8 protein-coding genes are annotated in these 24,499 nt (G+C 39.4%); 4 read left to right on the forward strand and 4 right to left on the reverse strand.

Translation table 11 applies throughout. The annotated features are described in order from the left end of the window. The first annotated feature begins 6 nt into the window (after window positions 1–6). Window positions 7–1,419 (forward strand): cobyric acid synthase, encoded by a 1,413-nt coding sequence (locus PQO03_RS19170; RefSeq protein ID WP_274152652.1) that lies wholly within the window; start codon window positions 7–9, stop codon window positions 1,417–1,419. Window positions 1,420–1,478: 59 nt separating this feature from the next. Further along, window positions 1,479–1,865 (forward strand): hypothetical protein, encoded by a 387-nt coding sequence (locus tag PQO03_RS19175; protein ID WP_274152653.1) that lies wholly within the window; start codon window positions 1,479–1,481, stop codon window positions 1,863–1,865. A 7-nt stretch (window positions 1,866–1,872) separates the two neighbouring features. Here PQO03_RS19175 and PQO03_RS19180 read toward each other — a convergent pair whose 3' ends face one another. From PQO03_RS19180 to PQO03_RS19195, 4 genes are all read right to left on the reverse strand, one after another. Continuing rightward, a complete protein-coding gene (locus PQO03_RS19180) occupies window positions 1,873–2,871 on the reverse strand; it encodes a hypothetical protein (RefSeq protein ID WP_274152654.1) in 999 nt (332 codons plus the stop codon). 111 nt (window positions 2,872–2,982) lie between these two features. Further along, on the reverse strand, window positions 2,983–9,264 hold the full coding sequence (locus PQO03_RS19185; RefSeq protein WP_274152656.1) for a hypothetical protein: 6,282 nt from the start codon (window positions 9,262–9,264) through the stop codon (window positions 2,983–2,985). A gap of 30 nt (window positions 9,265–9,294) precedes the next feature. Then, window positions 9,295–11,817 carry a YfbK domain-containing protein gene (locus PQO03_RS19190; protein ID WP_274152658.1) on the reverse strand — a complete coding sequence of 841 codons (2,523 nt, stop codon included), beginning with the start codon at window positions 11,815–11,817 and terminating at the stop codon, window positions 9,295–9,297. Next, the gene (locus PQO03_RS19195; RefSeq protein ID WP_274152660.1) at window positions 11,814–12,344 is read right to left on the reverse strand and encodes an RNA polymerase sigma factor; all 531 of its coding nucleotides are present in this window, start codon (window positions 12,342–12,344) and stop codon (window positions 11,814–11,816) included. Before PQO03_RS19195 ends, PQO03_RS19190 begins: the two co-directional genes overlap by 4 nt. Before the next feature lie 546 nt (window positions 12,345–12,890). Between PQO03_RS19195 and PQO03_RS19200 the strand changes: the two genes are divergently transcribed. Both PQO03_RS19200 and PQO03_RS19205 read left to right on the forward strand, forming a co-directional pair. Further along, on the forward strand, window positions 12,891–22,943 hold the full coding sequence (locus tag PQO03_RS19200) for a tetratricopeptide repeat protein (RefSeq protein ID WP_274152662.1): 10,053 nt from the start codon (window positions 12,891–12,893) through the stop codon (window positions 22,941–22,943). A gap of 9 nt (window positions 22,944–22,952) precedes the next feature. Next, window positions 22,953–24,494 carry a hypothetical protein gene (locus tag PQO03_RS19205; RefSeq protein WP_274152663.1) on the forward strand — a complete coding sequence of 514 codons (1,542 nt, stop codon included), beginning with the start codon at window positions 22,953–22,955 and terminating at the stop codon, window positions 24,492–24,494. Window positions 24,495–24,499: the final 5 nt, after the last annotated feature.

Here is a 24,499-nt window from a genome sequence, read left to right on the forward strand (position 1 = left end):
CATTCATTGAGAAATATCGCAATCCTTGGAACCGCATCTGATGTCGGTAAAAGTTTATGCACAGTTGCCTTGTGTCGAATTTTCAAAAGAAAAGGCTTAAACGTTTCCCCCTACAAAGCCCAGAATATGTCCAATAATAGCTATGTGACTATTACTGGTGGTGAAATGGGTCGCGCCCAAGTTCTACAAGCAGAAGCTGCGGGTCAAATACCTTCTGTGCACATGAATCCCGTACTCCTAAAACCTTCATCAGAAATCGCTGCACAGGTCATTTTACAAGGTAAAGTCTTATCCAATCAAAATGCGAGTGAGTATTTTAACGATACTTCCGCTATACGCGCTAAAGCTTATCAAAGTTTAGCTCTTATACAACAAAAACATGAAGTCATCATTATTGAAGGCGCAGGCTCATGTGCCGAAGTGAACCTTCGGGATCGTGACTTTGTCAATTTTGATACCGCTCATGAAGCTGATGCTGATGTTTATATTGTTGCCGATATTAATCGAGGTGGTGTTTTTGCTCAGATCATTGGCACCATGGCCATCCTCAACAAAAAAGACCGCGCACGAGTAAAAGGCTTTATCATTAATCAATTCCGTGGCGATATAAATCTTTTCACTGATGGCGTGAAATATATCGAGCAACAAACAAAACTCCCCGTATTAGGTGTTATCCCCTACTTAAATAAACTCGAACTTGATTGCGAAGATGGCCTGAGCCCCGAAATTAAGATCGAGCCTTCAGAAGATTTAAGCCCTGATAAAGTCACGATTGCGATTCTTCTTTTTCCGCATTTATCTAACTTTAGCGACTTTCGAGTCCTCGATAATGATCCTCAAGTTCAAGTCCACTACCTCAGTAAAGTTTGCTCTTTAAAGGACTATGATTTAATCATCCTCCCCGGATCCAAAAATGTCCCTCGCGATCTTGTGTATGCTCACGAATGGAGCGCGGAGCTAAAATCCTATCAGGGTAAAATATTTTCCATTTGCGGTGGCATGCAAATATTGGGTGAAAGCATCGCTGATCCCCATGGAATTGAAGATAAGCCTAGCACTCATAAAGGCTTAGGACTCATCCCACTAAAAACTGAATTACACAGCACAAAAATAACTCAGCAGACTTCATTTAACGAAAATATTTTTAATTCAAAAGTTTCAGGCTACGAAATCCATCATGGCCATAGTCAACATACTACAAATGAATCCTCATATTTCTGTGAAGAAATAAAAGATGGCATCATCCATGAAAATATCATTGGGACTTATCTTCATGGGGTTTTCGACTCTAGCGATTTTCGCAAAGCTTTTTTCCGATCTATTAAGCCAGAGTATCGTACCACTCCTGTGAGCCTTGATCCCATAGATCGCTTAGCAGATCATTTTGAAAAACATCTCGACCTGACAAAGTTCAGATAGATACTTGTTTTTCTCTGTACAAAAACTAGCTTCATAAAACTAAACCAAGAGATAAAGAAATGAATTTCCCAAAGCCACACCAAGGACTTAAAGACTTTCACGTTGGTGATGAAGTGAAGCGCTTAGGCTTCACCCTCCCCGAAGAATCTTTCTATGAAGTTATTGAGCCCGAAAAGCACTTAGTCCGCAGCTTGGTCACCGGAGAAGAAGTAGAATTGAGCGGAAGTTACTTTCTAAAATTAGAGGAAGCAGAACTCTTGCCAAGTGAGACAGTAGATTTAGAAGACGCTAAAATTGGAGAAATTTATTACCATGCCTACACTGGAATTAGCTATCAAGTGGCACAGCTACAATCAAACGCGGATACTGTGACCATGATTAATTTAGAAAGTGGTGATCACAGCCTCTTTCCACGTTTCGCTAATTCCCAATTCTATAAAATCTAAATGGCCTTTACTTAACTTGGCAATTATAAAGATAGTTAAGATCTCCACCACGATGAAAACCTTCGAGGCGAATTTTGTCACCTTTTGAATAGCGAGCTAATCTTCTCGTCTGCTCTTTGGAAAACTTACAATAAATATACTCGTAACTTCTTCTAATGGTAACACTTGCTTCACCACTGGCCTCTATACTCATATCATAAATCTCATCTCGAAAAGACAGCTTCTGTTGCTTATATTTATCATCAGCTTTAATCATATCTTTTTTATAAGCATCAACAACTCTACCCAAATCCACTTTCATAGCTTTTCGATCAGCAAATTTTTCTAAGACCTTTAATTCAGCTACATCTAATTGTCTTTCATCATCTGATAATTTTGCTTTAATATTAATTTTATCTCCATGACGTAGGCCCTCAAAATCTTTTAAAGTATCTTTTGCATAATAAATATAAAATGAAGAATCTTTAACTCTAAAATAGGTATAATTTGTCCCACTGAAACTCGAGTAATACGAATAATTATTTTGGAGCGGATAATAACCCGTTAGGTTCAATATTTTACCTTTATATTTCTCTCTACATTGATGCAGGTTATCAAGCTCTCCGGCAAACTCCTTAAATGACATCTCGGGTGTACTGAGAGCCTTTCCTGCGAGAGTCTTGTCATCTAACGATTTAAAGACACAGGACCTAAGCATAGAGGAACTACCGTAGACTGAGACTTCAACAGTCACACTATTACCATTCACTAGCTCGGGACTTTTTAATTCTTCGGGTTTCAATTGCAGTAAATATGTTTTACCAAATTTTGATCCATCTTTCAAATACACTTTAGTACGGCTCGTCACTTTCTTATCTGTGAAAAATAGTTTTCCTTGAGTTATAACTCGCTTACCCGAGAACTTAGTTTGATTCGCCTTTAAATCTGCTAGACTGACCATAATAGTCGCATCAGCCGCCATCACTTTAATGAGACAGAGCATTAGGCTCATAATAATAAATTTCATCTCTTTCCTCACTTAAATTTGAAATATCAAAGCCACATTACTTAGCATATCAAAACTGACAACTAGCTCTGTGTGAAAAAGATGTAAACTCTATTTATTTACGTAAGTAAATTATAGATTACGTCTGAGGAGGCCTTGAGAAGGCTTACAAATTATCAATAATCCTGCTATAAAGCCTAGTAATAAGACCATGATTTTTAAGAATCCATAAGGCTTCTCAAGTTCTTTACTTTCAAACTGAGCATGGAGTTTAATGATTAAAGGTTTATTTTTTTCAACCATCATTTCTCGCTTAAATTCTAACTGACTTCCATGCATCGGTAAACTTAGCTCTAAAGGCTGTACACGCTTACGCGCGGCTTTCTGCCTAGAAAATATTTTTTCTCCGATAACTCCCAAGGCAGCAGAATCATTATCCTGTAGCTCATGAACTGTTTTCGATACATCCGCTGCCGTATAATTTTTATTAAATTTCAGATCCTTACCAGTCAATACCAAATTGCTCCTCCTGTTAGCAATCGCCATTTGAGCTTGATTACGCCATAATTTATTCAGCTGCATACGTGCATCTTCCTGCTTGCCCTTATCACCTAAACTTTCCTCTACTGCTTTTTCAAGTTGCGCTCGCGCCTCTACATTGAGTCCTTTTTTACTCAAAACTAATCCCTCTCTGATCCTACTCCCCGCCTGAATCTGTGATCTCCCTAGAAAACTATTCTGTTTCACAAGCTCGGCCGCACTTACCAAGTTTGTTAACTTGTAAGAGCTCAAATACTTCATGTTTCCGGAGAATTCCGTATAATCCCCGTGCTCAGGTAGATATAAATTCCAAGCAATATTATTTAATGGCAAGTCAAAGGCTGGCCCCTTAAACTCTTCAAAATTCATTTTTTCTTCGGGCTCAGTAATGTACAAAACCTTCAATTCGATCTCTGCTTGAAGCAAACTGTCTGGTCGTCCTTTGAGAGGAATTAAAATTTGCTGATCTCGCAAAACAGGCCTTACCGCGACGCCATTAATAATCACATTCATTAAACGCGACTTCTTCGGCAAGACCATTTTTAAATACGGCTTTGTTCCCGTATCCATTTTCATAATAAGCTGAGAAACCTGTGAAGCATCTACGCCCACCTGTGTCGTTAAATTCACACTTTTGACTTCCGCAGGCAAACTATCCGCCAAGGACTTCTCATCAAACTCTATCGCCATCTGTCTCTTCTGAGAAAAAACTCTAAAACAAGCTCTCGAGCTCGCTAAATCTGCTGGTGAGCGCACACTATCAAACTCCCGAAAATCAATCTGTTTAAAGCCTTGTAAGCCTTCATATTTCAAGGCCACATTTGAGGGCGCAAACAAAACTAAATGGCCCGATTGACGCGAGGCTCCGTCGAGATAAACTGATGACATTTCTAAAGAGCTATCCTTAACAGAAACTTGCCAAGTAATTTCAAAACTCAGTTTTCCTATTTGCGGACTTAGCAAATCGAGTTCCCAATGCTTTTTATCGATTTCTCTTAACTGAGCAATATTTTTACCGCGAATATTCAAATTCTCTAGATTTTGATCACTCGTGAACTTAAGTACTTTAATCGGTGCGTGCTCCACCACCAAGTCGACCCCCATCATCCCTTTCAACAAATCATCTTCCAGCCTCATAGTTTGCATAAAAGTGAGCTCTGTACTGGCACTAAGTTTTCGAGTTTTAAGGCCGAGTTCCCAATTTGACTTTAAGAGACGCACCAACTGACTTCCATCTTCCTGCATAGAGCTGGTCGACGTGCTCTCACTACTGACAATATCAAGACCAAATCCTTTCTCTGCAGACAGTCTCAAAACCCCCGAATGACGATTTTCGTCTAATAGTACTACGCGAGGCACTTCTGCTAGTGAAGGTATTTCAGCAACAATTTTCACTAAGCGTAATTGCACTTGAACTTGTCCGAAAATCTTCTGATCAAAATACAGACTTAATAACTGATCTTGAACCCCTTTTTCCGCATCCCAATAAGATAAATTTTTGCATTGAACGTTCTCAACTTCATAATCTTTTGGAAGCTTAAAATCTAATTGAAACACCCCTCGACGCTTAACTTTTACCTGCAAGGTCGAATTCAGACTCAAGCGAGAAGAAGATAAATGAAAATGATGATCTCCATAAAGGTCAAGCTCCGCTTCTACTTTGGCTAATTGTAAATTCATGCTGAGCCCTTTTGAACTGAATTGCCATGCAGATAACTCTGACTCATTTTCAGTGGGGATATCGATCAGTGGTCGACCTGCTAATTTTCGACAATTGCTGAAGTCTGCAACTCGCATCGCAACTCCTGGCTGAGAAGCCACTAAGATACGCCCCCTAACTGAGCGCGCCCCTTCAAGTCGTGCTAATTCAACTTTCACTTTTTGCGGAAGTCGCAAATCCGTTCGTCGACTAATGATTTTGAATTTTAGATTTTTATCACTTTCGCTATTGAGAAAGATAACTTTAAGCTTCCTTGTCTTTGCATCGTAATCCCAAGTGATTTTTTTATTACTCGTCAAACTTTCAACTGATTCTAAATGCCAATCTTGGGGCATACTCAAGAATACCGAGGGTAAAATACCCGCTGTTAAACGCAGGCTTATCTCTTGTTCAACACTCAGCAAGCCTTCCTCGGCCATGAGCAAAACTTCTTGCTCCACATAAAAATCTGGTTTCGTTAATTCCTTATCCAGCCTTTCTCTTTGAAAAGTTGTCGGAAAGATCCCTGGCAAAGTAAAGACACTCAGCCCCTCTTTATTTTCCGATGGAATCGCGTATGAACTCTTCGCACTCCAGTCAGCCCCCGCTAAGCTAAGCGTCACTCGACGAACAGATGCTCGCGGTAAAAATCCCCAATTAAAATTAATCAATTCTGTGAAATAGGCTTTCTCATTCTTTAAACGCGCCTTTGATTCCTTGCTATAATGCGCCGCTTTTATTCGGTAGGAATAACGAAATTCTAATTTTTTCACGTCCTTTTTAAGTAGTAATACCATGGCTCCTGAAGCATTGAGTTTGATCTCGGCTAAGCTTTTATCATAGGACAAATCTTCAATCGTTGGTGAACTCACGGCACGATCTATAGATAAATGACTTGGGAATACTGGGATCAAATCAAATCTATCCCCTTGAAGTCCTCGAAGTTGAGCTTTCACATCCACTTTCATCTCCGCTTCCAAATTTTTAAGTTCGACATCAACCTCAACATCGGAGAATATTTTACTTTGGACAATAGGGATAAGGCATTCGCTTCTGAGTTCCTTACTCACATGAGTTTTTGCTTCTAGGCCTTGACCTACAGAGCAAAATAATAATAGCAACAGCGCATTAACAACTTTTCTCAGCCTGAAATACTTAGCCCAACGCCCCATAAACATCGCCACCCCCATACATAAAATCAGTGGTAAACTTATGAGAAAAACAAATTCTCCTACTTGCCAATTTTGAACTCCCAAACCAAAACAAACAAATGAAAATCCTAGGCAAATGCCCCAACGCTTGATGAAGGCTAGTACCAAAGCTGTCAAAGCAAGTAATAGGTAGATATAGTTCTTCAACGTAGCTTTTCCGGCCACAGGCTGATCATTAACATTACTAATACTTGATTTGATATAAGGACTCGCCATTTCTTTGAGCGACGTTCCTCTAAATGTATACACTTCTTGAGCAATGGCCATGCCTCGCTGAGGCATTATTTTTACTGATGAAAAATACGCCAAGGAGATGAAAAAAACTGTCAGCACTAATACCACGCGCAAGAATGATAAACGTCCTTTCAAAGCGGGCAATGCATTGAGCGCAAAACACAGCAAGCTGACGACTAATAAACTTAAATAATTGATCCTGCTTAAAACCATTTTACACTTGCCTAAAAAATCCAAGCCTCCACCTCGCTCATAATGTCCCTGAGGTAGAATATTACTATCGATATCACTCAGCAAATACGATTGGGGCAAACTCAGCTCCCACTCAGAATGCAAGCTTACGGCATCCAAACTCGGCCCCTGTAGTGAAAGCTCCAAATCTTTTGTCAAAGGATTTTTCTTTTCAGTCCAATTCATTTCAACTTTCAAAGGTTTATTCGGATCCGTATTGCGCTTCAAAGGAATCATTAAGAACTCACCATCCGCAATGGGACGCACCTGCACGCCTTCCACTTTGCATCTACCCAAGTTACTCTCCTTAGGCAAGCGTACCGACAAAAACTGCTTATTGCGATTGCGAAGCATAAAAATGGCTTTGTGACTAATCGACCCATCTTCTGTAAGCGCACTTTTGATGGCACTACTAGATACTACATTGCCCATCAATTCGGAATCTTCCAAAGTCTGTACCTTCACTTTCACACGGTGCGGTGCCGCTGTATAGCGAAAGAGGCGAATCAATGGGTTTGAATGAAGAATCCTATAAGCCTCGGGAAGTTGATTTTCTTCGATCTCAAAAACAGAATCTAGGGATTCAAATGCACCACTACGAATCGTATTGGCACCACTTAAAGTAATGTAGCCGTTCTCACTCTCTGCATTGAGTATACTTACTTCACCGCAGTCTAAATCTAGACCTTTTAATGTCGCCGGAAAATCATAACTAAGCAGAAGGTTATAATCCCCCATAATCCTTTTATTTAAGCTGACTTCGTACTCCTCATCGGCAATCTTTTTTAATTGCGGGCGATGATCCCCGGTAATTTCAGGATTTTTAATTGTAGCAGGAATATATAAGCGAATACTATTGCTTGGAGCCGCTGAAATCTTCATTGTAAATAAGGCACTGACATAGACGGTATTTTCGCCTATGGAGTACATATGCAGTGCCTCTGCGCTAATTCTTGGCTTGAGTTTTTCTACTTTAAACTTCGTCTCCCAGCCACTTTTTCTAAACCTCCATGTCGAGAGTTGCCCCTTAAGCCTTTGTGCAAGAGCATCTTTCGGGAGTCTCAAGAGTCCTTTACTTTCGATGAAATCTATAGAAAAACCCTTTGTCGCCGCGGTACTAATCACTCCTCGCTCAGATCGAACATTCAAACAAGTCACACTTGGATAAACAAGGCTCTCTTCCCACGAAGATACCGCGCGCTCCTGTTCGATACTTATGTTATGACTTCCTTTCACTTCTGCCAAGCGAGCATGTAACACCTTATGTGTACCCATATTTTCAATTTCGTAGGACGTCACTCCTTTCACCACAACGGGAATAAAATCACCCTTAATTAAAAATTTTATTTCACTTAAGGCTGCCTCACGTATATCTAACTTAAAACTAGATAAATGGCGTACTTCATTTTCATTAACCACTAAATCATGGAAAGTATTAACATCGACAATGGGGCTTATTTCTTTCAGTTTCAGGTCCAATTTTACGGGTAAAGATGGATAAGAATAAAGATACGTGCCTTTGTTTTGCTTATGCTCAACACGAATCAGCCCTTCACTTTTTTCTGGAATGATTTTCACCGGAATTGACGTATTCACCCGCAAGAATCCCGAGCTCTTAAGTACTTTTTGCGGAAGCGGCAAAAGTATCTGATAATTCGCAGGAATTTGATCCACGGTAAGTTCACCTTTGAGTTTTATGATGATCTCATTCTGAGCCTCATCACCGTAGATAAGTAAATAACGCGCCCCATCAATTTCTTCTTCTTTGGCTTCAAAATTTTCTGCCGCAAAATTTGTGAGTACAAAATTCGCAGGCAATTCTAGACGCATCATTTTTCTTTTGCCATTAATCACTGACCAATCATATTGGAGATCATATTGCAAGGCGCCTGAGACTAAAGTCACTTGAGCTTTAACTTTGACCACATCCAAGGCTTTGGAATCCACCACCGCAACTGCTTTTTCTGCCCAAGCAAAGGAAAAAAACTTTTGTAGCGGCAAGGCACCCGAATAAATCTTTTCACTTTCATGCTCACGAAGCCTCTCAGCTTCTAATAAAGTATTATTAAAATGAAGTTTCTCTAAAACTTTCGGGTAATGCAGTTCAAAGGGACGCAAGGCCTGCGCAGGCAAACTCATTGAGTCCACTCGATAATCCTTGCCCCGTAGTAAGGCTGCCTTTTGGTACTTCACGAAGTACGCTTGTGCTTTCACATTTTTCTTCAGTTTAAGCCAATAAGTCGTCTTTTTTTTAGTGATTTCTAGATCTTCATGATAAGAAAATGATTGCGCTTCCATACCACTCGCCAATTCAAATTCATGCCCCTTCATCCCACTCACCAAATACTTAACATCCGTGTAGAGTTGCTGTTCTGCAATTTTAAATTTGAGCTCGCTAATGCTTAGTTTATTAGCTATCTTCTCATTATCTTGGCTCCAAGGCCAAAAGGCATCTGCACTCAGGCAGAGACTAAAAATTAATATCACTAGTGTTTTCATTTGCTTCTCCATTTTGAATTTTCCGCAGTCCTAATACAAGGATTGACTGCGTATGATTAAATCTTTAAGTTCCTGAATTTTTTTGTCGTAGGGACGTGCCTGACGAAGTTTCTCTACTTCAGCACCCAGTTGATCAAAGGTGATTTCACCCTTGCCATTATTTTTTAATAAGCGTGCAAAACTCGCTGCACACCAAGCTAAGCGTGTCGAAACATGGCTTTGTGCAAAACTTTTTCTCGCACCAATTTTTACGTCTTGCTTAATCTCAGTAACTAATTCATTTTCCAATTGCTTATAGCGCAAATTGATTGTCCCTAATTTATTGATTGGCTCAGAATTTTCCTCAAGCACTAACTCATATAAAGCGGTAACACTTTGCCCTGCACCCACTTCACCTGCATCGACTTTATCATTGCGAAAATCTTTATTCGCCAATCGTCTTTTTTCGTATCCCAATAAACGGTAGGAACGCACCATGCTAGGATTGAACTCAAGCTGGATTTTCACATCTCGGGCAATTGTTTTGAATGAGGCATCAAAATTATCGACTAAAATTCGCTGCATTTCTGCTTTACTATCGGCAAAGTAATAAGCTCCATCACCCTTATTCGCCAGCGTTTCTAAAAAGTCGTCATTAAAGTCTTTCGCACCCACGCCGATTACCGTATTGCCGATCCCCTGGCGACGATAGACATCCACAGTTTTTAATATTTCTTGGGCTTCTTCTTGCCCCATACTAGCAATGCCATCAGAAAGTAAAATCACTCTATTGACCGCGCCAGAGCGAAAGTTTTTCGCCGCTAATTTATAGGCTTGTGTGATCCCTTGGCTCAAGTTGGCAACTGCACCTGCCTCAACACTTTTGATAATAGCTTCTAATTTATCATGCTCATGCGCTTTCACTTGATTCGCTAGATTCACAACGCCATCCTCACAAGTCAAAATCGTCACTTCATCATTCGCATTCATGGCCTTAAACATTTTCGGCAGGGTTTTTTGAATGAGTGGCAAACGATCTTCCGCAGCCATTGAGCCACTATTATCTATCACAAAAGTATAAGAACCTGATTTCTTAGCGTCAGCACCAATGCGCTGGCCCTGAACTCCGACACGTAGAATATTAATCCCTTGATACACTTTGTGTTCCAAAAGTTCACTCTCAATACTAAACGCATCCGTTTTTGGCAAGGTATAATGATAATCAAAGTGATTGATAAATTCTTCTAAGCGAATCTGCTTGGGCGGCACTTTTTTTCCTGCATAGATCTCCGCTCGTGCCGCGGTATAACTCGCCGTATCCACATCAATGGCAAAGGTACTCAAGTTCGTCTCTTTACTATCGATCATACCTTCAAAAAAGATCGGTGCTGGCAAAGATACATTAGGCAAGGCGGAACTTTGCTTCTGCAAAGCTCTTTGGCGCTCAAGTGCGTGCGCTGATGAACGCCTTATATTTCCATCATCCAAATCTTTTGAGATTTCTTTAAGCTCCATTAAGGGCTCATCCAAACTCGCGTCCTGAAGCTCGAGTTTATTGAGCATAATACTTTGATCTTGATTCTTTTTTTCATTCGAAGCCAAAGTCGAAGGCCGATTGAAACGCGCTTCACTTGTCCCGACATCTCTTCCGACACTTGCCTCACGCTTAGCTCGATCATCCTTGCTCCCCTTATCCCGAGAACTAATCACAGGTATTTCATCACTGAAAATATCATTATCTTCTTCGCCTAAAGCAAATTCTTTTGCTTTACTACTTCTCGCAGAAAACACTTTTGAAGAACGTAATGGGGAGGTCGATGGCTTAATATTTGAAATCATTTCCGCGGCTGGTGGTTCATCTGAAACTGCCTCTATTTCTACTAAAAGATCCTCTACTTCACTACTAAATATCTGTTCTTCTAAAATCATATCACCCTCAGTCATCAAAGCCGGTGCTGGCGGTGGTGATGGCGAATGAAACTGATTTTTTTTCTTACTTTTTTTAGCTTCAAACCTATCCGCATGAAGACTTTGATAATTGCTTTCATAAGCTGGTTCTTCCACCGATTCTTCCATTTTTGGAGCCACCTTCACTTGCCTCATACTCACTTGTGTCACTACATCTTTGCGCGCTGTGCCTAAACTAGGTAGTAGTAGCGAGGCCATGACAAAGGCTGTTGCAAAAAGTGCTACGAGAGCGCCCCAAGAAAAGCTTCTTTTCTTTTCTAAAATCTCTTCCTCTGATTTAGCTTGTTTATGTATTTTTTTAGCTTTTACGGCAACTTCTTCTTTTGCGTTTTGCGCAAAGTCATTATTTTCAATTTTGAGTTCTGCGGCCCAGGCTACTTTGCGAATTTCACTTCGTTGATTTTTATTTAAGCTCAAGTCTGCTTCATCAAAACTTTGCTTGGATTTCTCCAAGGCTAAAGCTAGGGATAAGTATTCTTCCATGCATTGATCGCAATCCGCCAAGTGATCATGGGTTTCATCTTGCTCTGCATTTTCGAGTTCACAAAAGCACAAAGCTGGTAATAAAGCAGAGATTTCTTCACAATTTAATTTATCTTTTTTCATCTGAGCACCTCGCTCATTTCTGATTTTAGTTGTCCCGAAAGTTTTCTTAAGCTCCTATGTAAGATCACCCCGACATGACTCACTTTTATATCCATTTCTTCCGCAATGACTTGATAGCTATATTCGCGGTAAACGCGCAACTGAAAAACTCGCTGTTCTAGTTCGTTTAATTTCTTCACTTCTTCTTTTAGATTTTCTTTCATGGTCTTCATTTCCAACTCTCTTGAGGGGCTGTGCGGATCGTGTAATGATTGACTTGCTATGACTTCATCTGCATATTTTTGTTTGAGTTTGTTTTTGCGTAAATCATCCATAATCGAGTTATACACGACTCGAAAAAGCCAAGCTTTTGGATTTTCGACTTTCTTATCTGCCTGAGAACAAAACTGCACATATTTTATAAAGGCGCACTGGGCCGCATCACGTGCTTGCTCTAAATCGCTGCACAGAGAAAAGCCATATGCCACGAGTCCTCGCTCTAGCTGAGTCATCAAGACTTCTATTTCTTCAGCATGTACCATATTCATTATCACTCATCAATTTTTCCTGTTTATCTAAAGCTAAGACGAAGAACTTCGAGCTTTATTACAAGCTTTTGCAAAAAAAGTTACGATTAATCATTTTAGTACGAAGTACTCAATCCGCCGAGTTAAGGGCCGGCAGGTCCTTGCAGGGAGCTCGAGGGGCAGAGCTCCCTCGTGTGCGAAGCACCAGACCATAAATCGACGGCATCATCTAACTCATCGTAAAAAATAAAAAACTTTTCTTTTAAAGCTACTGACTGAAATCGAATGAGTGCAATTTTTCGCCCAATTCCTCTGAGGCTAGTCATCGTTTTTATCTATCTTCTCTTCATTCTAAGAAAAAATCGTCTACTCTAAAAGAAATTAAGCTTCCCGCTGAAGATAGCTAATAACCGTAGCTCGAACTGAAGCCAAAGCCCACGCTGACTTAAACAATAAATTTCACACAAGCTTTACACAATTATTACAATCCTTCATTGGTAAAAGCTAAAAAATTAAGCTAGGCTCACTCCACGATTTTTGGAGACATAACATTTAATGGGAGTTAAAATGGATATCAAATTTACACTACGCACTTTATTTATAGCCTTATTTATGGGCACGATTGCTCAAGCTGAAGTTTCGAGCAAAACTGATAAGTACCTATCAATACTCATTAAGCGGCCTAGCTCGGATTACTTATTCGATAAATTCTATAGTTCTTGGCTAGAAAATGCTACGAGTGTGGACCTCGAAGAATTCTTAAATGAAAAATTTGAAGAAAGTAAACTGCCCATCTACAAGCAAATTAAAGCTTACTACCTAGAAGCCGAAGGCAATAATGACGCAGCCTTAGATATCTATAACGAGATCATATCAACTCAAAGTTCTGCCTCACTACTTTTTCGCCGAGCCAAACTCCAAGTGGGTACGCTTGAATTTGATAAAGCGATTGCCGACCTAAAAAAGGCTAGTGCGCTCTCGACTAATGAAAAATTCACGATCCAAATCAACAAGCTTCTGGGAAAAATCTATATTCGTGATGAAAAAAAGGTAGAAGGTTTAAAAGTTTGGACGGAGATGGCGACTAAAACTGGCGATGAAGACCTCTTAGAAGAAATCGTTGAACTCATGATTGATGAAGGTTTATTTAGCGAAGCTCGCACACAAATTACTAGCTTATTAGAAGAGACTAAAGATAAGCATAAAAAAATCACCCTCACTTTACGCTTGGGAGATATTTACAGAATTCAGGGAAATAAAAATGAAGCCCTGAAAAAATATACCGCAACGCTTGATAGCATCGGCACGGGCTCGTGGTTAGAAAAAGAAATTTTGTCTCAAATCGAACAAGTGTTTCGCTCAGAAGATAACCTTCACGGACTCGCGGAATATTTTGGCAAAATTATCAAAACCAAGAAAAATAATATCGAGATACTGAAACGTCAGGCAGGACTACTCTTCGAACTCGGCGAAAAAGACAAGTCTCTCCAGGCTTACCTACAGATCGTCAAACTCACTCCCACAAGTAAAGAGAACAAAGAAACTTACGCAGCTCAACTCAGCAAGGCAAAAAAATACAAAGAGGCCCTTGAGCTTCTCAATGCACTCATCACACAATACCCCGATGATCAAGAGCTCTACATCAATCAGGCGAAGCTCTACAAAGAACTCAAAGATAATAAGCAGTGCCTAGCCTCATTTTTGGCCTACATCAAAAAAGATAAGTCTTCAGAATACTCCTACATGAGATCAGCTAACCTTTTGAGAAGTTTTGATTTGAAAAACGAAGCCGACAAAATCTATCAACAATTGATCACTAAATTTCCCGAGAGTCGTGAAGGAAAAACTCTCAACGCACTCAACCTCTATGAATTGGGTAAAAAAGACGAAGCCATAAAAGAGTATATAGCTCTAGGGGCAACAAAAAACATCGCCGAAATCCAACGTTTAATCAGCACTCTTAATACTTTAAAAGAACAAGCTAATTCCTACAAAATCTTACTGGCGCAGCACAAGAATTTTGAAAGTAGTTACAAATACAATGACTTGCTCTTTAGTAGCGCAAATGCACTCAAAGAAGTCGAAGTGGCAAAAAAAGCCTCTGCGCTCATGCTCCAATCGGCAAGTACTATTAGCGAACTTAGCAAAGCCACGAACAATATCATTTTCACTGCTAAGAAAGAACAGCAATTAGCTAAGCTCCAAGAAGATTTAGAAAACAAATCATCCGCTAACAATAAAGACCTCATTTTACTTTCCACGATTTATGACCAAATGGGTGAAATTGATGCATCTTTCGATCTGATTGAAACTCAACTCAAACAAGATCCAGGACAAGAACTTCTGCTTGAACAGTTGCTCTACCTCTACAAGAAGAATAAAAAGTGGGATCAAGCCATCCACACCCTTACTCAAATAAGTAAACTTTCTGCAAGGCACAAAGCCACGCGCATTAAAGATTTAGTCGACTTATCTCTTCGAGCAGATAAAACGGCAGAAGCCCTCAAGTGGATTGCGATTTGGAAAAAAACCTCTGCTAGCTCAACCTCACCATATATTCAAGAAGCGGCCATCCATCGCAGTAAGATGGATTATGAAAAATCGGTTGAAGTCTTGAAAAAAGCCATGTTTAAATTCGCCGATAACAAAACCCTCCCTCGAGTTCTAGCACAAGACCTTACTTATGCCGGAAAAATAAAAGATGCCAAAAGTGTCTACTGGCGCATGGCGAACAAAAGCGAAGATCTTTCTGAAAAACTGGCTCTTGTACGATCTATCATCCAACTCTCACAAAATGATGATAGTACGGAAGAACTTTCGACCAAGCTACAAAATCGTCTAGAAAATAACCCAAAAAGCATCTTCCCTCCTCTCGCACTTGCCGAACTCAATCGTTATTCAGGCGTTTACGAAGATAGACGTAAGTTTTTAATTAAAGCCACCGAAATTAAACCGAATGATATTGGCTTGCTCAAAGAAATTGCCCGTATCGAGGAAGAAGAAGGCCAATACGACCGCGCCTTAGAGACCCTGAAAAAAGTCATTAGCTTAGATAAAACGAAAAAATCCAATGCCTTGCTTATTCAATTCTATATGCGCAATGGAGAAGAAGACCTTGCCTTCGAACAAATCATTGAAAATGCCGGAGGAAAAGATATGCCCGTCGAAGAGATCATTGCCACGACCATGTCCTTAATTAAATCGCACTCAGAGAAAACTATAGCTTTCCTCCGTCCTTACTTACTCAAGCACCCCGAGGATTACCGCATTGCTTTTCTCTACGCTATTGCCCTTGAAGAACAAGGTATAAATCAAGAGACAGCCTTAGCTTATATCAATGTTTTAAATGGCAGTAAGGAACTCAGTATTCCAAAGAAAAAAACATCTACAAATCCATCTCCCTATAGTCAAAATACTTCCTACTACTATAAAGAGCTTGGGGAATACCTCCCTCAAGAGGCCATCAAACTCATCATAAATAGCAATACGATTCATAGTGCCTACTCTTATAGAAATAATCGTGGTAGGCACACTTCGATGATGGCTTATGGTTCACAGGCATCTTTCCCCATGCCACAAAAATATGAAGATATAGAAAAATTCATTCTTCCCCACCTCTCCACAATTTATATGTCTCTCAATCCTGACGAGCAAAATGACTTAGCACAAAAGCTTGATGATGCGGGAGTCAAATATGCCAAACTAAAACTTTCAGTATTTAACCAAAGGAGTCGTCAACGCAACCAAATCGAAATTTGGAAGTCATTCATTGAAAGCTATAAAGGAGATAAAACGGTAGAAGCACTCTATGCCTACAACTTGAGTATGCAGAGTCGCACAAAAGAAGAGTTTATCGAACACTTCGATTACGTGAAAAATGCCCATCCCCTACTCGCCGTCAATATGATTGTTAATGCGGCTAGGCGCAAAGTTGAAATCGACGATAAGCAACTACAATTTGCAGTCACTACATTACTTACGCGAGACCCTGCCAAATTAAGTAGTAACCGCATCGCTGGCTTAATGATGAATGAATCACTCGCAGATGAACAAATAGCTCAATTAAAGAAACTGCTCCTAAGCACTTACCTAAAGCAGGATAAAAAAGCTAATCCATGGGGCCCTTTCCAAATCATCCTCGCCCTCATTAAAATGAAAGATTATGCAACTATCACGACTATAGTGAACCATGAGACTGAACTTCAAAAGACGAGCAAAGTTCAAGCAAGAAATTTTCTTTCTTATGGACATTCTTATGGTCGCAATAATCAATCCACTTTAATCACCGCTATTAAATTCCCCCCCAAGAATATTAAAACTATCCCTGCTTTTGTCATCCAACTCTTTAATGACCAAAGCTATTACAATCAGAATCAACCGATTGATAAAGAACTTTTATCAAAGCAACTTCCCAAGATCAACGATCCTCTCGTGCGTTTATTCATTGCTGACTATTGTGAAGACCTAGAGAATGCCAGCGAAATAATTAACACCATCCTCAAAGAACAAAAAACTCTCGAAACGACCTTCATGATTGCCGCCTGGTACGGCAAAAATGATAAGCTAAAAGAAACTGTCACTACCCTTATCCAAGCACGAAAATTATGTTCGAAAAAAAGTGAGCACAAAAAATTAAATGGCTCACTCATTTATTACATCGAACTTAGTGAAGATAAATCTCTGCAGACGGAAGTTAAAATGGCTGCCGAAAAGCTCATTGCCCTGCGTTTAAGTGTCCAAGAGAAAGGCCAACTGGCTTCATCACTGGAAAACTTAGGCTATAAGGACTTAGCTGAAAAATTAGACAAAGAAATCGATAAAGTCGTCAGCCGTACCAACACCACGAGCAGAACATCTTTTTCTTCAAGCAATAGAAATACGGACCCCACACAGAAAGTCCGTGAGCTCTTCAAGAAAGATGAGACTGAGAAAGCTTTAGAACTCGCCATCAGGGAATATAGAAAGCTGGCTAAGAGTGAACTCAATATCAATGCACAACGAATGGGCAATAGTTCTTGGCATCTCAAAAACCTCATGCGCTTCATTTTAGAGAAACGTCTCAATGACAAATTCACTCAAGCTTTAACACCCGAAAGCGAAGATACCTTTGCACGTATACTCCTAGAACGTGCCCTCGCTCACGAACTCTTGAAACAAAAAGATCTGGCTATCGTCGACTACAAAGCCGTATTAGAAAAAAATGAGGATAACAAAGCTGCCAGCCTCAGGCTGGCATTTCTAATTGCTGATTCAGATGCCGCCAGTGCAAAAGCTCACCTGCTTAAAGCCACGGGGAGCAACATCAATTTTGTGGGGCCTGTCATTAGCTCAATCATCAATAATATGCGTAGCAATCTCAGTCTTTATGATATCTATCCAATCATTGTCGATATTTTGAAAGAGGCCAAAGTTTCTCCGAATCAAGATCAATATTGGATAAATAATATTTTGAGCCAACTTGAAAATAACCTTCATTCGAGTGAAGTTCAACTACCCCACCTTTTTGATCCCCAGCAAAGCATTGGCCGTTCCAGAAACAAAGAAAAAGCCAAAATCATTTTAGCCAAGCGTGAAAAAACTTACGTAGATCTCTGTAAGGTCTCACTCAAATTCCCAAATGTTTCAAACTATGCTTTTGGTCGCTTAGAATACTTAATCAGTAAAGGTAGGCTCAAAACAGAAAATAGTTATGACTTAGCTAAACAAGTTTTAAAAACGTCCAGCCAAGGTCAACACTACCAAAACCACTCTCAAAGCTTCTATGTCAATAATTTGCAGATCCAAGCTAAATCAGCAGAACAAGTCTATCTTAATCATGTGCTCTCGAATAATTTACTGGAGAAAGAAAAAGCTTTTATTGACTCACTTAATTTCATCGGCAATATCATTCGCGAGAAAATCAAAAAAACAAAAATCCTTTACGAGTGTACTGATGACAAATTCATAGCAACTGCCGAAATTTTCATCAAAGACAACAAAAGCAATAATCAGCTGAAAGCGAGTGAAATGCTGATTCAGGCTCATCAAAGTCGAGCTATTAGTCACTCCTTATCTGCTCTCATTATAAGTCAATTTGAAAATGATATCAATTCTAATGTGATCTACGGAAATAATCCAAACTACTTAGCTTCCTGGACACGAGTACTCATTAAAAAAGACAATGATGAGCTCAATGATTTCTTTGACAAAATCTGCCTCATTTACGCGACTAAAATCAAAAAACTCCCTAAGCAAAATGATACAAATAGGCATTCACCGATCAATAACTGGCTCGGATCTTCTATGCAGCTTATCTTTGCTGAATGCCTCAACTCAGATTTAAGTAATACCATTACTTTGCTCAAACAACTCAGCCAGCATCAGCTCAGTCAAGAAAGTATTCTTTTTAAAAACTCTAATATCTCCTACTCACTTCGAAATATTTTTGGCAAGGGTAATGATATTTATGATGATTTAAAACTCACTCCATTCTTTGCGGACCTCGCAAACTTTGATAGCATTGAACTACCCAAATCACGCGATGCGAGTTCTCTATTCAAAGAGTTTATCTATAAGACGAAAAACAATAGTTCTTTGAAAAAAACCTACCTCGCAAAGTTAAAAAAAGAGCCCAAGCAGACTTTTGGTATTCAGTATATGACTCACCTACTTGAGCATCAGTCACCACAAAAAATCTATGCCTTCCTTGATAATCAATTAGCCGCTATCAAAGCCTTGCCCAAGTCACAACAAGCGGGCATTTTAGCGTCACTCGATCAAATCATGAAGCAATACCCCTTTAAAAACAATATGAATAATATCAAAGGCTCTTTTCGTGAATACCAAACTAAGTTCACTTCCTCAAATTCAGGCGATACCTACACCAATTTTCTCGAACTAAAAGTAGGTGATGATTCCTACGCTTACACAAATGAGGCGGGCAATATCATCAGTCAATTTATCAACAAGGATATCAACAAAGCCAAAATACTCTGGGATCATAGCTTAAAGCAATTACGAAAATTTCAGCTGCGTAGTAATTCACAGTCCCATGGCGGCAACTCATTCTCTGAGCAATTATTTAATGAAATCCGTAATGAAAATAGCTATAGCATCAAAAAATTAAGCTTTTTAACATCCATTATTCCAGTCGTGAAATTTAGTCAACGCAAGCGCTCCAATATTCACAATACTCTCGATCAAATCTATTCTCAGACAATAAATGACTTGTGCAATGCCTACCGTAGTGATAGCAAAACAAAAGCAGAAGCTAATTATCTCGCATTAAGCGAGATACTCAATAATACCGAACTTATACAGAACCTTGAAACTCCTTATGCGAAGCTCTTCGATCGTACACTCAGGAATTCCTCTAGCGCGGAGCTCCAAAAAATACTCAGCTACTTAAAAAGTAATGAACTTCATAAGCAGAACACCGAGCTCCGCTTACTTTGTGATTATCTTATCCTACTGAAGAAAAATCGTAAGACTCCTGTCCCAAATGAATTGATTACTTTTTATTCAGATTACTTAAAAGATGAAAAAATTGCCCTTAATACCAGATTCAAAGCGATTAATAAAATCTTCACTTCCTTCTTTAATGAGGCCCCACAAACTAAAGAACTCAATCAACTATTTTATCAACTTTGTGATTCTGGCTCAAAAACTAAGAATTCTGAGTATGACTATTATCATCAACCCTTACTGGAACACATTTTTGTCATCACCGAAAAGGATGATGCTTGGAAAAAAGCAGCTAAACAAGTCGTCACTCTAAGCGAGATGAAATTAAAACAAGATCCCGATTCCTTTAATACTCACCAAAATTCCTTTAATGCATCACTCTTCGCGTTCCTAGACACCCTTTATAGACTTGATGAAGATAGCAAGGCAAAAATTTATCTTAATAAATCCGCTCTCAGATTAAAGGATCGCTTCGAAACTTTATGGATCCTGATCCTCAACGACCGTATCGAAGAGGCAGTAAGTCTCGCTAAATCTAATCTGCACTCGATGGATTCACCTAACAATTTCTGGGATCAATTACGCAAGTTTAAAATTGATGAAAAACTCCCGAAGTTTTATTCGGCCCTAGCTGACAAAGAACGTATCTACACAACAAAAGTTTTCTCCGCTTTCGCTTCACGAAATAGTAAAACTCAGCTAGAGCTTGTTAAAGAATTTGAAAAAGAAAACCCTCAAAACAAAGCCCTCCGAAAAGTTCTCATTGAAGCCTTTAATAAAAATAATCAAACGAAAGTTTTGATCAAAAAACATAATGCAGAACTTTTTGATTCCATCGATCCCCTACCCATCATCTACTCTGATGATCACAATAAAAATGAGTCTTATGTGAATTACATAATGACTCAAATCAGCAAGCTAAGTAGTGCCGACCTGGATACCATTAGCAAAAAAATTAAAGAAGCCCGATTAGATGATGATTATGCCTACAAAGCACTCAACCTAGTCAGATCTTTTTCCGGAGCTTATGACCAATTTATTGATAGTAAATCAAGTTCAGAAGATTTTGAAACTCAGGCAAAACAACTCATGCTTTTAGGGCAGAAACTGGTTCCACTCGCCGAAAACTCCAATAATATAGCTGACTTATTTTCGGTGACGTATATCATCATGAATCACTATGAAGGTAGCGAAGCTACCAATACTTGGTTAAAGAGCCTCCCAGAAGAGTTTTTCTCAAACTCGCGCAGCTCTAATCTTCGTGATGCACTTAAGTTTTATACTAAAATCTATGACGAAAAAATCCCCGCTCAGAATACTGAAATTATCAAAGCCAAAAGCTCCTACCTCACCAGCCCTCACCTAGAGATCATTTTCACTACCGAGATAAGCAGAAAGAAAGCAAAAGAAGACATTTCATCGCAACTCGTTAATAGCATTAAGAAATTCAAGGACCTCCAAGCGTATCCCCCTGAGCTTGCGACTCAGTTGGTGAAAGCAAAGCAGTCATATAAACTTTGGCAGCTGCTCAAAGGCCTTTATAAAGAAAATAGTAAGAAAGCTGATATTGACCCCTTTGAAGTCACCATTAATACCGCGTATAAATCGCTCACAAATTGTGAGAACCTATCTGCGAAAAGCATGCGTAGCTTCATTCAGTCACTCAATAAAAATCTACTCGACAAGAATATCGCCTACCTCGCGACGCTAGAGAACAAAGCTGATTACTTACAAGAATTAGAAATTAACCTGATTTACCAAAAAGCCATTAATGCAAAAGCGGCACAATGTCCCCCTGCTTTTATCAAGTACTACCAGAACTATTTTGCCAATGCAAAAACACCTGTAAACGAACGCTTAACAGCTTTCTACAATAATTACTCAAGCTTTACACAATGCCCCATCATCATCGACAGTATCACACCCCTATTTAAGCAGAGTACTGCTGAAAGCCATGTTCAAAACAGAGCGTTTCATGAGCTGCTTTTGCTTGCTATGCATTATACATCTACGACTAGCCACAAGACAACTTTAAATAACTTATTGGCGCTCCAAGTGAACAAGCCCGACTTGGGTTCCGATCAAGGTCAAATCAATGAGATTTTACTGCGAGATATAAAAATCCTACTGAATAAACCTTATGAAAATTCCGAAGATATCCTCAGTTTCAAGGAGACTTATTTATCCTTAATCTATAACGGTAAGCATCAAGAATTTGCCGAACTCTTTTCTACCAACTGGCAGAAAATCAAGCTTTTCAAGCATCTCACAAATGCTTTCAAACCAAGTAAAGAGCGCGATCCAGACTTTATTGCCAGTATTGAAATGCTTCCGTCCCCAGAGCTCAAACTGCTCGCGAAAGCCATCTACTACAACGAATCAAGACTCATATACAAAGACTTCTCCTTTTACCGCTACAACCATACCCAAGGTACAGGCAACACTCTAGACCAAGTCGCAGTAGAATTCAGTAAAACTCAATTTACTCAGCCTAAAATAAAACAAACTATTGCACTCCTATTGATGCTGCGAACTAAGGGCCGTGAACTGGCAAAAGATGACGTGATCGACTATTTAAAGACCTTAAGTCTAGAAGAAATTGTCAAACAACAAAATCACCACTACCGCGTTGGCTATTCACTCTATATTCAAAATCTCATTGATACTAAAAAAAGCGCTATCGCTATACAAAAAATCGAAGATATTAACAACTTGGCCAATAGCAACCGTCAATTGAAAAACTCCTGTCATTCCTTCTTACAAGAGATCTCAACCATGCTAGTTAAAGAGATCTGTTCAGGAAATATGAAATTTTCCGCTCAAGAGGGACATACACAAGTAAAGCAACTGGCTAATGCCCTATTCAAATCCAATGACCACCCCTACCACTTCACTTCCTTAATACAGCTTATGTCAGTTAAAAACATTATTAACAATACACCCGTAGATGCCCAAAACTGGATTAAGAAAATGCCGAAGAAATACCAAAAACGTTTTACTGAATACGAACTCTACAAAATCCTGAATTCCCTGCCAAAGTGGTCTGAGGCTATTAGCCAAGAAAACTTAAAAGCCACACAGATAAAAGTTCTTGAATCCCCCGCATGTAAACTTATGTTCAAGAAGCGTTTAAAAGAAATTGACAAAGTTAAAAAACGTCTAAAAATCACAAATTAGGGTGAATCTATGAATGAAATAAATCACTTTATTGATCAAGTAAAAGCAAGGCTCCTGAAAGCCCGCTTTGCGACCTTGCTCGGCCCTAGTCTACTCGGCTTATGTATCATCAACTTATTAATCGCCCTCTACTTTGTCTCCCAGGGTTATAAAGTTGAGACCAAGCTACTGCTCTTGCCTACAGTCCTTATTGCTCTAGGCTATATTATTTTTAGTGTATTAAAGAAGCCTACTAAAAAAGAAGCGGCTGATTATGCGGATTCATTCTTTGATTTGCGCAATGCTTTAAGCTCCCATTTGGATTTCCTCTCTCGTGAAGCCACTGACGACACTCAAAAACAATTTCATCAGCTCCAGCTCCAGCAAACCAGTCAGCTTTGCCAAGGTCAAAAAATAGCCGCTATTCCCGTACGTTTTTCAGCCAAAAAAATAATTGCTTCATTACTCTTAATCATCACCACTTTAGTCCTTTGTTCATTTGATGACTCAGATGAAATCAAAGCACAAAAACTCTTGGCACAAAGCACTTTAGAAACCAGTACTCAAAACAAAAAAGATCTTGAAGAAACTATCGAAGAACTGCAAGAAAGCATGACTGAAGAAGAACGGAAACTCTTTAAATCTACCAAGATCAAGCAAGTCCTCAAGAATATTGAATCCACTGAGAATAAACTCGACGCTTTGCGCCAATACGCAAAATTAGAAAAAGAGATCTCCTCGCTCGGGGATAAAATGAATACCAAAAATGATAAAAAACTTCTCGATGAAATCTCTCGTGAACTCGAGAAAAATCGCGCCACAAACAAAATGGGCAAGATGTTCGCTAATAAGCAATACAAGGATGCCGCCAAAGAACTCAAAGATAAAATGAAGGCGCTTCAAGATGCACTTAAAAAGAGCGAACAAAATCAAGCCTCGAAAGAAGCTCAGAAATTAGCGAATGAAATGAAAAACATGAGTCAAAAGATGCAAGAGGCCGCCAAAAATCTCAAGGCTAATAATAGCACAATGAAGATGGATATTAGTAAAATGGCTGAGCTCAGTAAAAAGCTATCGGATAATATCTGTAAAAATCCCAAGCAGTGCAATATGGGTGAAGCGAAAGAATGTAGTGGAGATATGAAAAAAGCTGTACTTAGTCTTTGCGATAAATTAGACGAAAATGAAACGAAGAATCTCTTTATGGCAAAACTCGACAAAATGCAAGAAGCCTTAGCCATGTCACAAGCCAAAATGAATGGCATGTCACAAATGCAAGGCATGCAAATGGCGAAAGGCGTGGGTGCAGGAAGTCAGGACTCAAAAAACACCACCACACAAACGATTGATACCGCTTACGATACTCAACTAAAAGGGCAACAGGGAGAAGGCAGTTCTTTAACTCAAATAGAACAAGCCAGTAGTGGAACAGGCATTTCTCGAACCACTGACCCTTCCAATAAACAGATCGAATACAAGCGCCAAATGGAATCCTTTATTGAACAAGAAAATATACCCGAAGCCATGAAGTCCGGCGTCAAAGAATACTTTAAACGAATTCACAAAGATTAGGAGAT

Source organism: Lentisphaera profundi (assembly GCF_028728065.1).
Taxonomy (GTDB): domain Bacteria; phylum Verrucomicrobiota; class Lentisphaeria; order Lentisphaerales; family Lentisphaeraceae; genus Lentisphaera; species Lentisphaera profundi.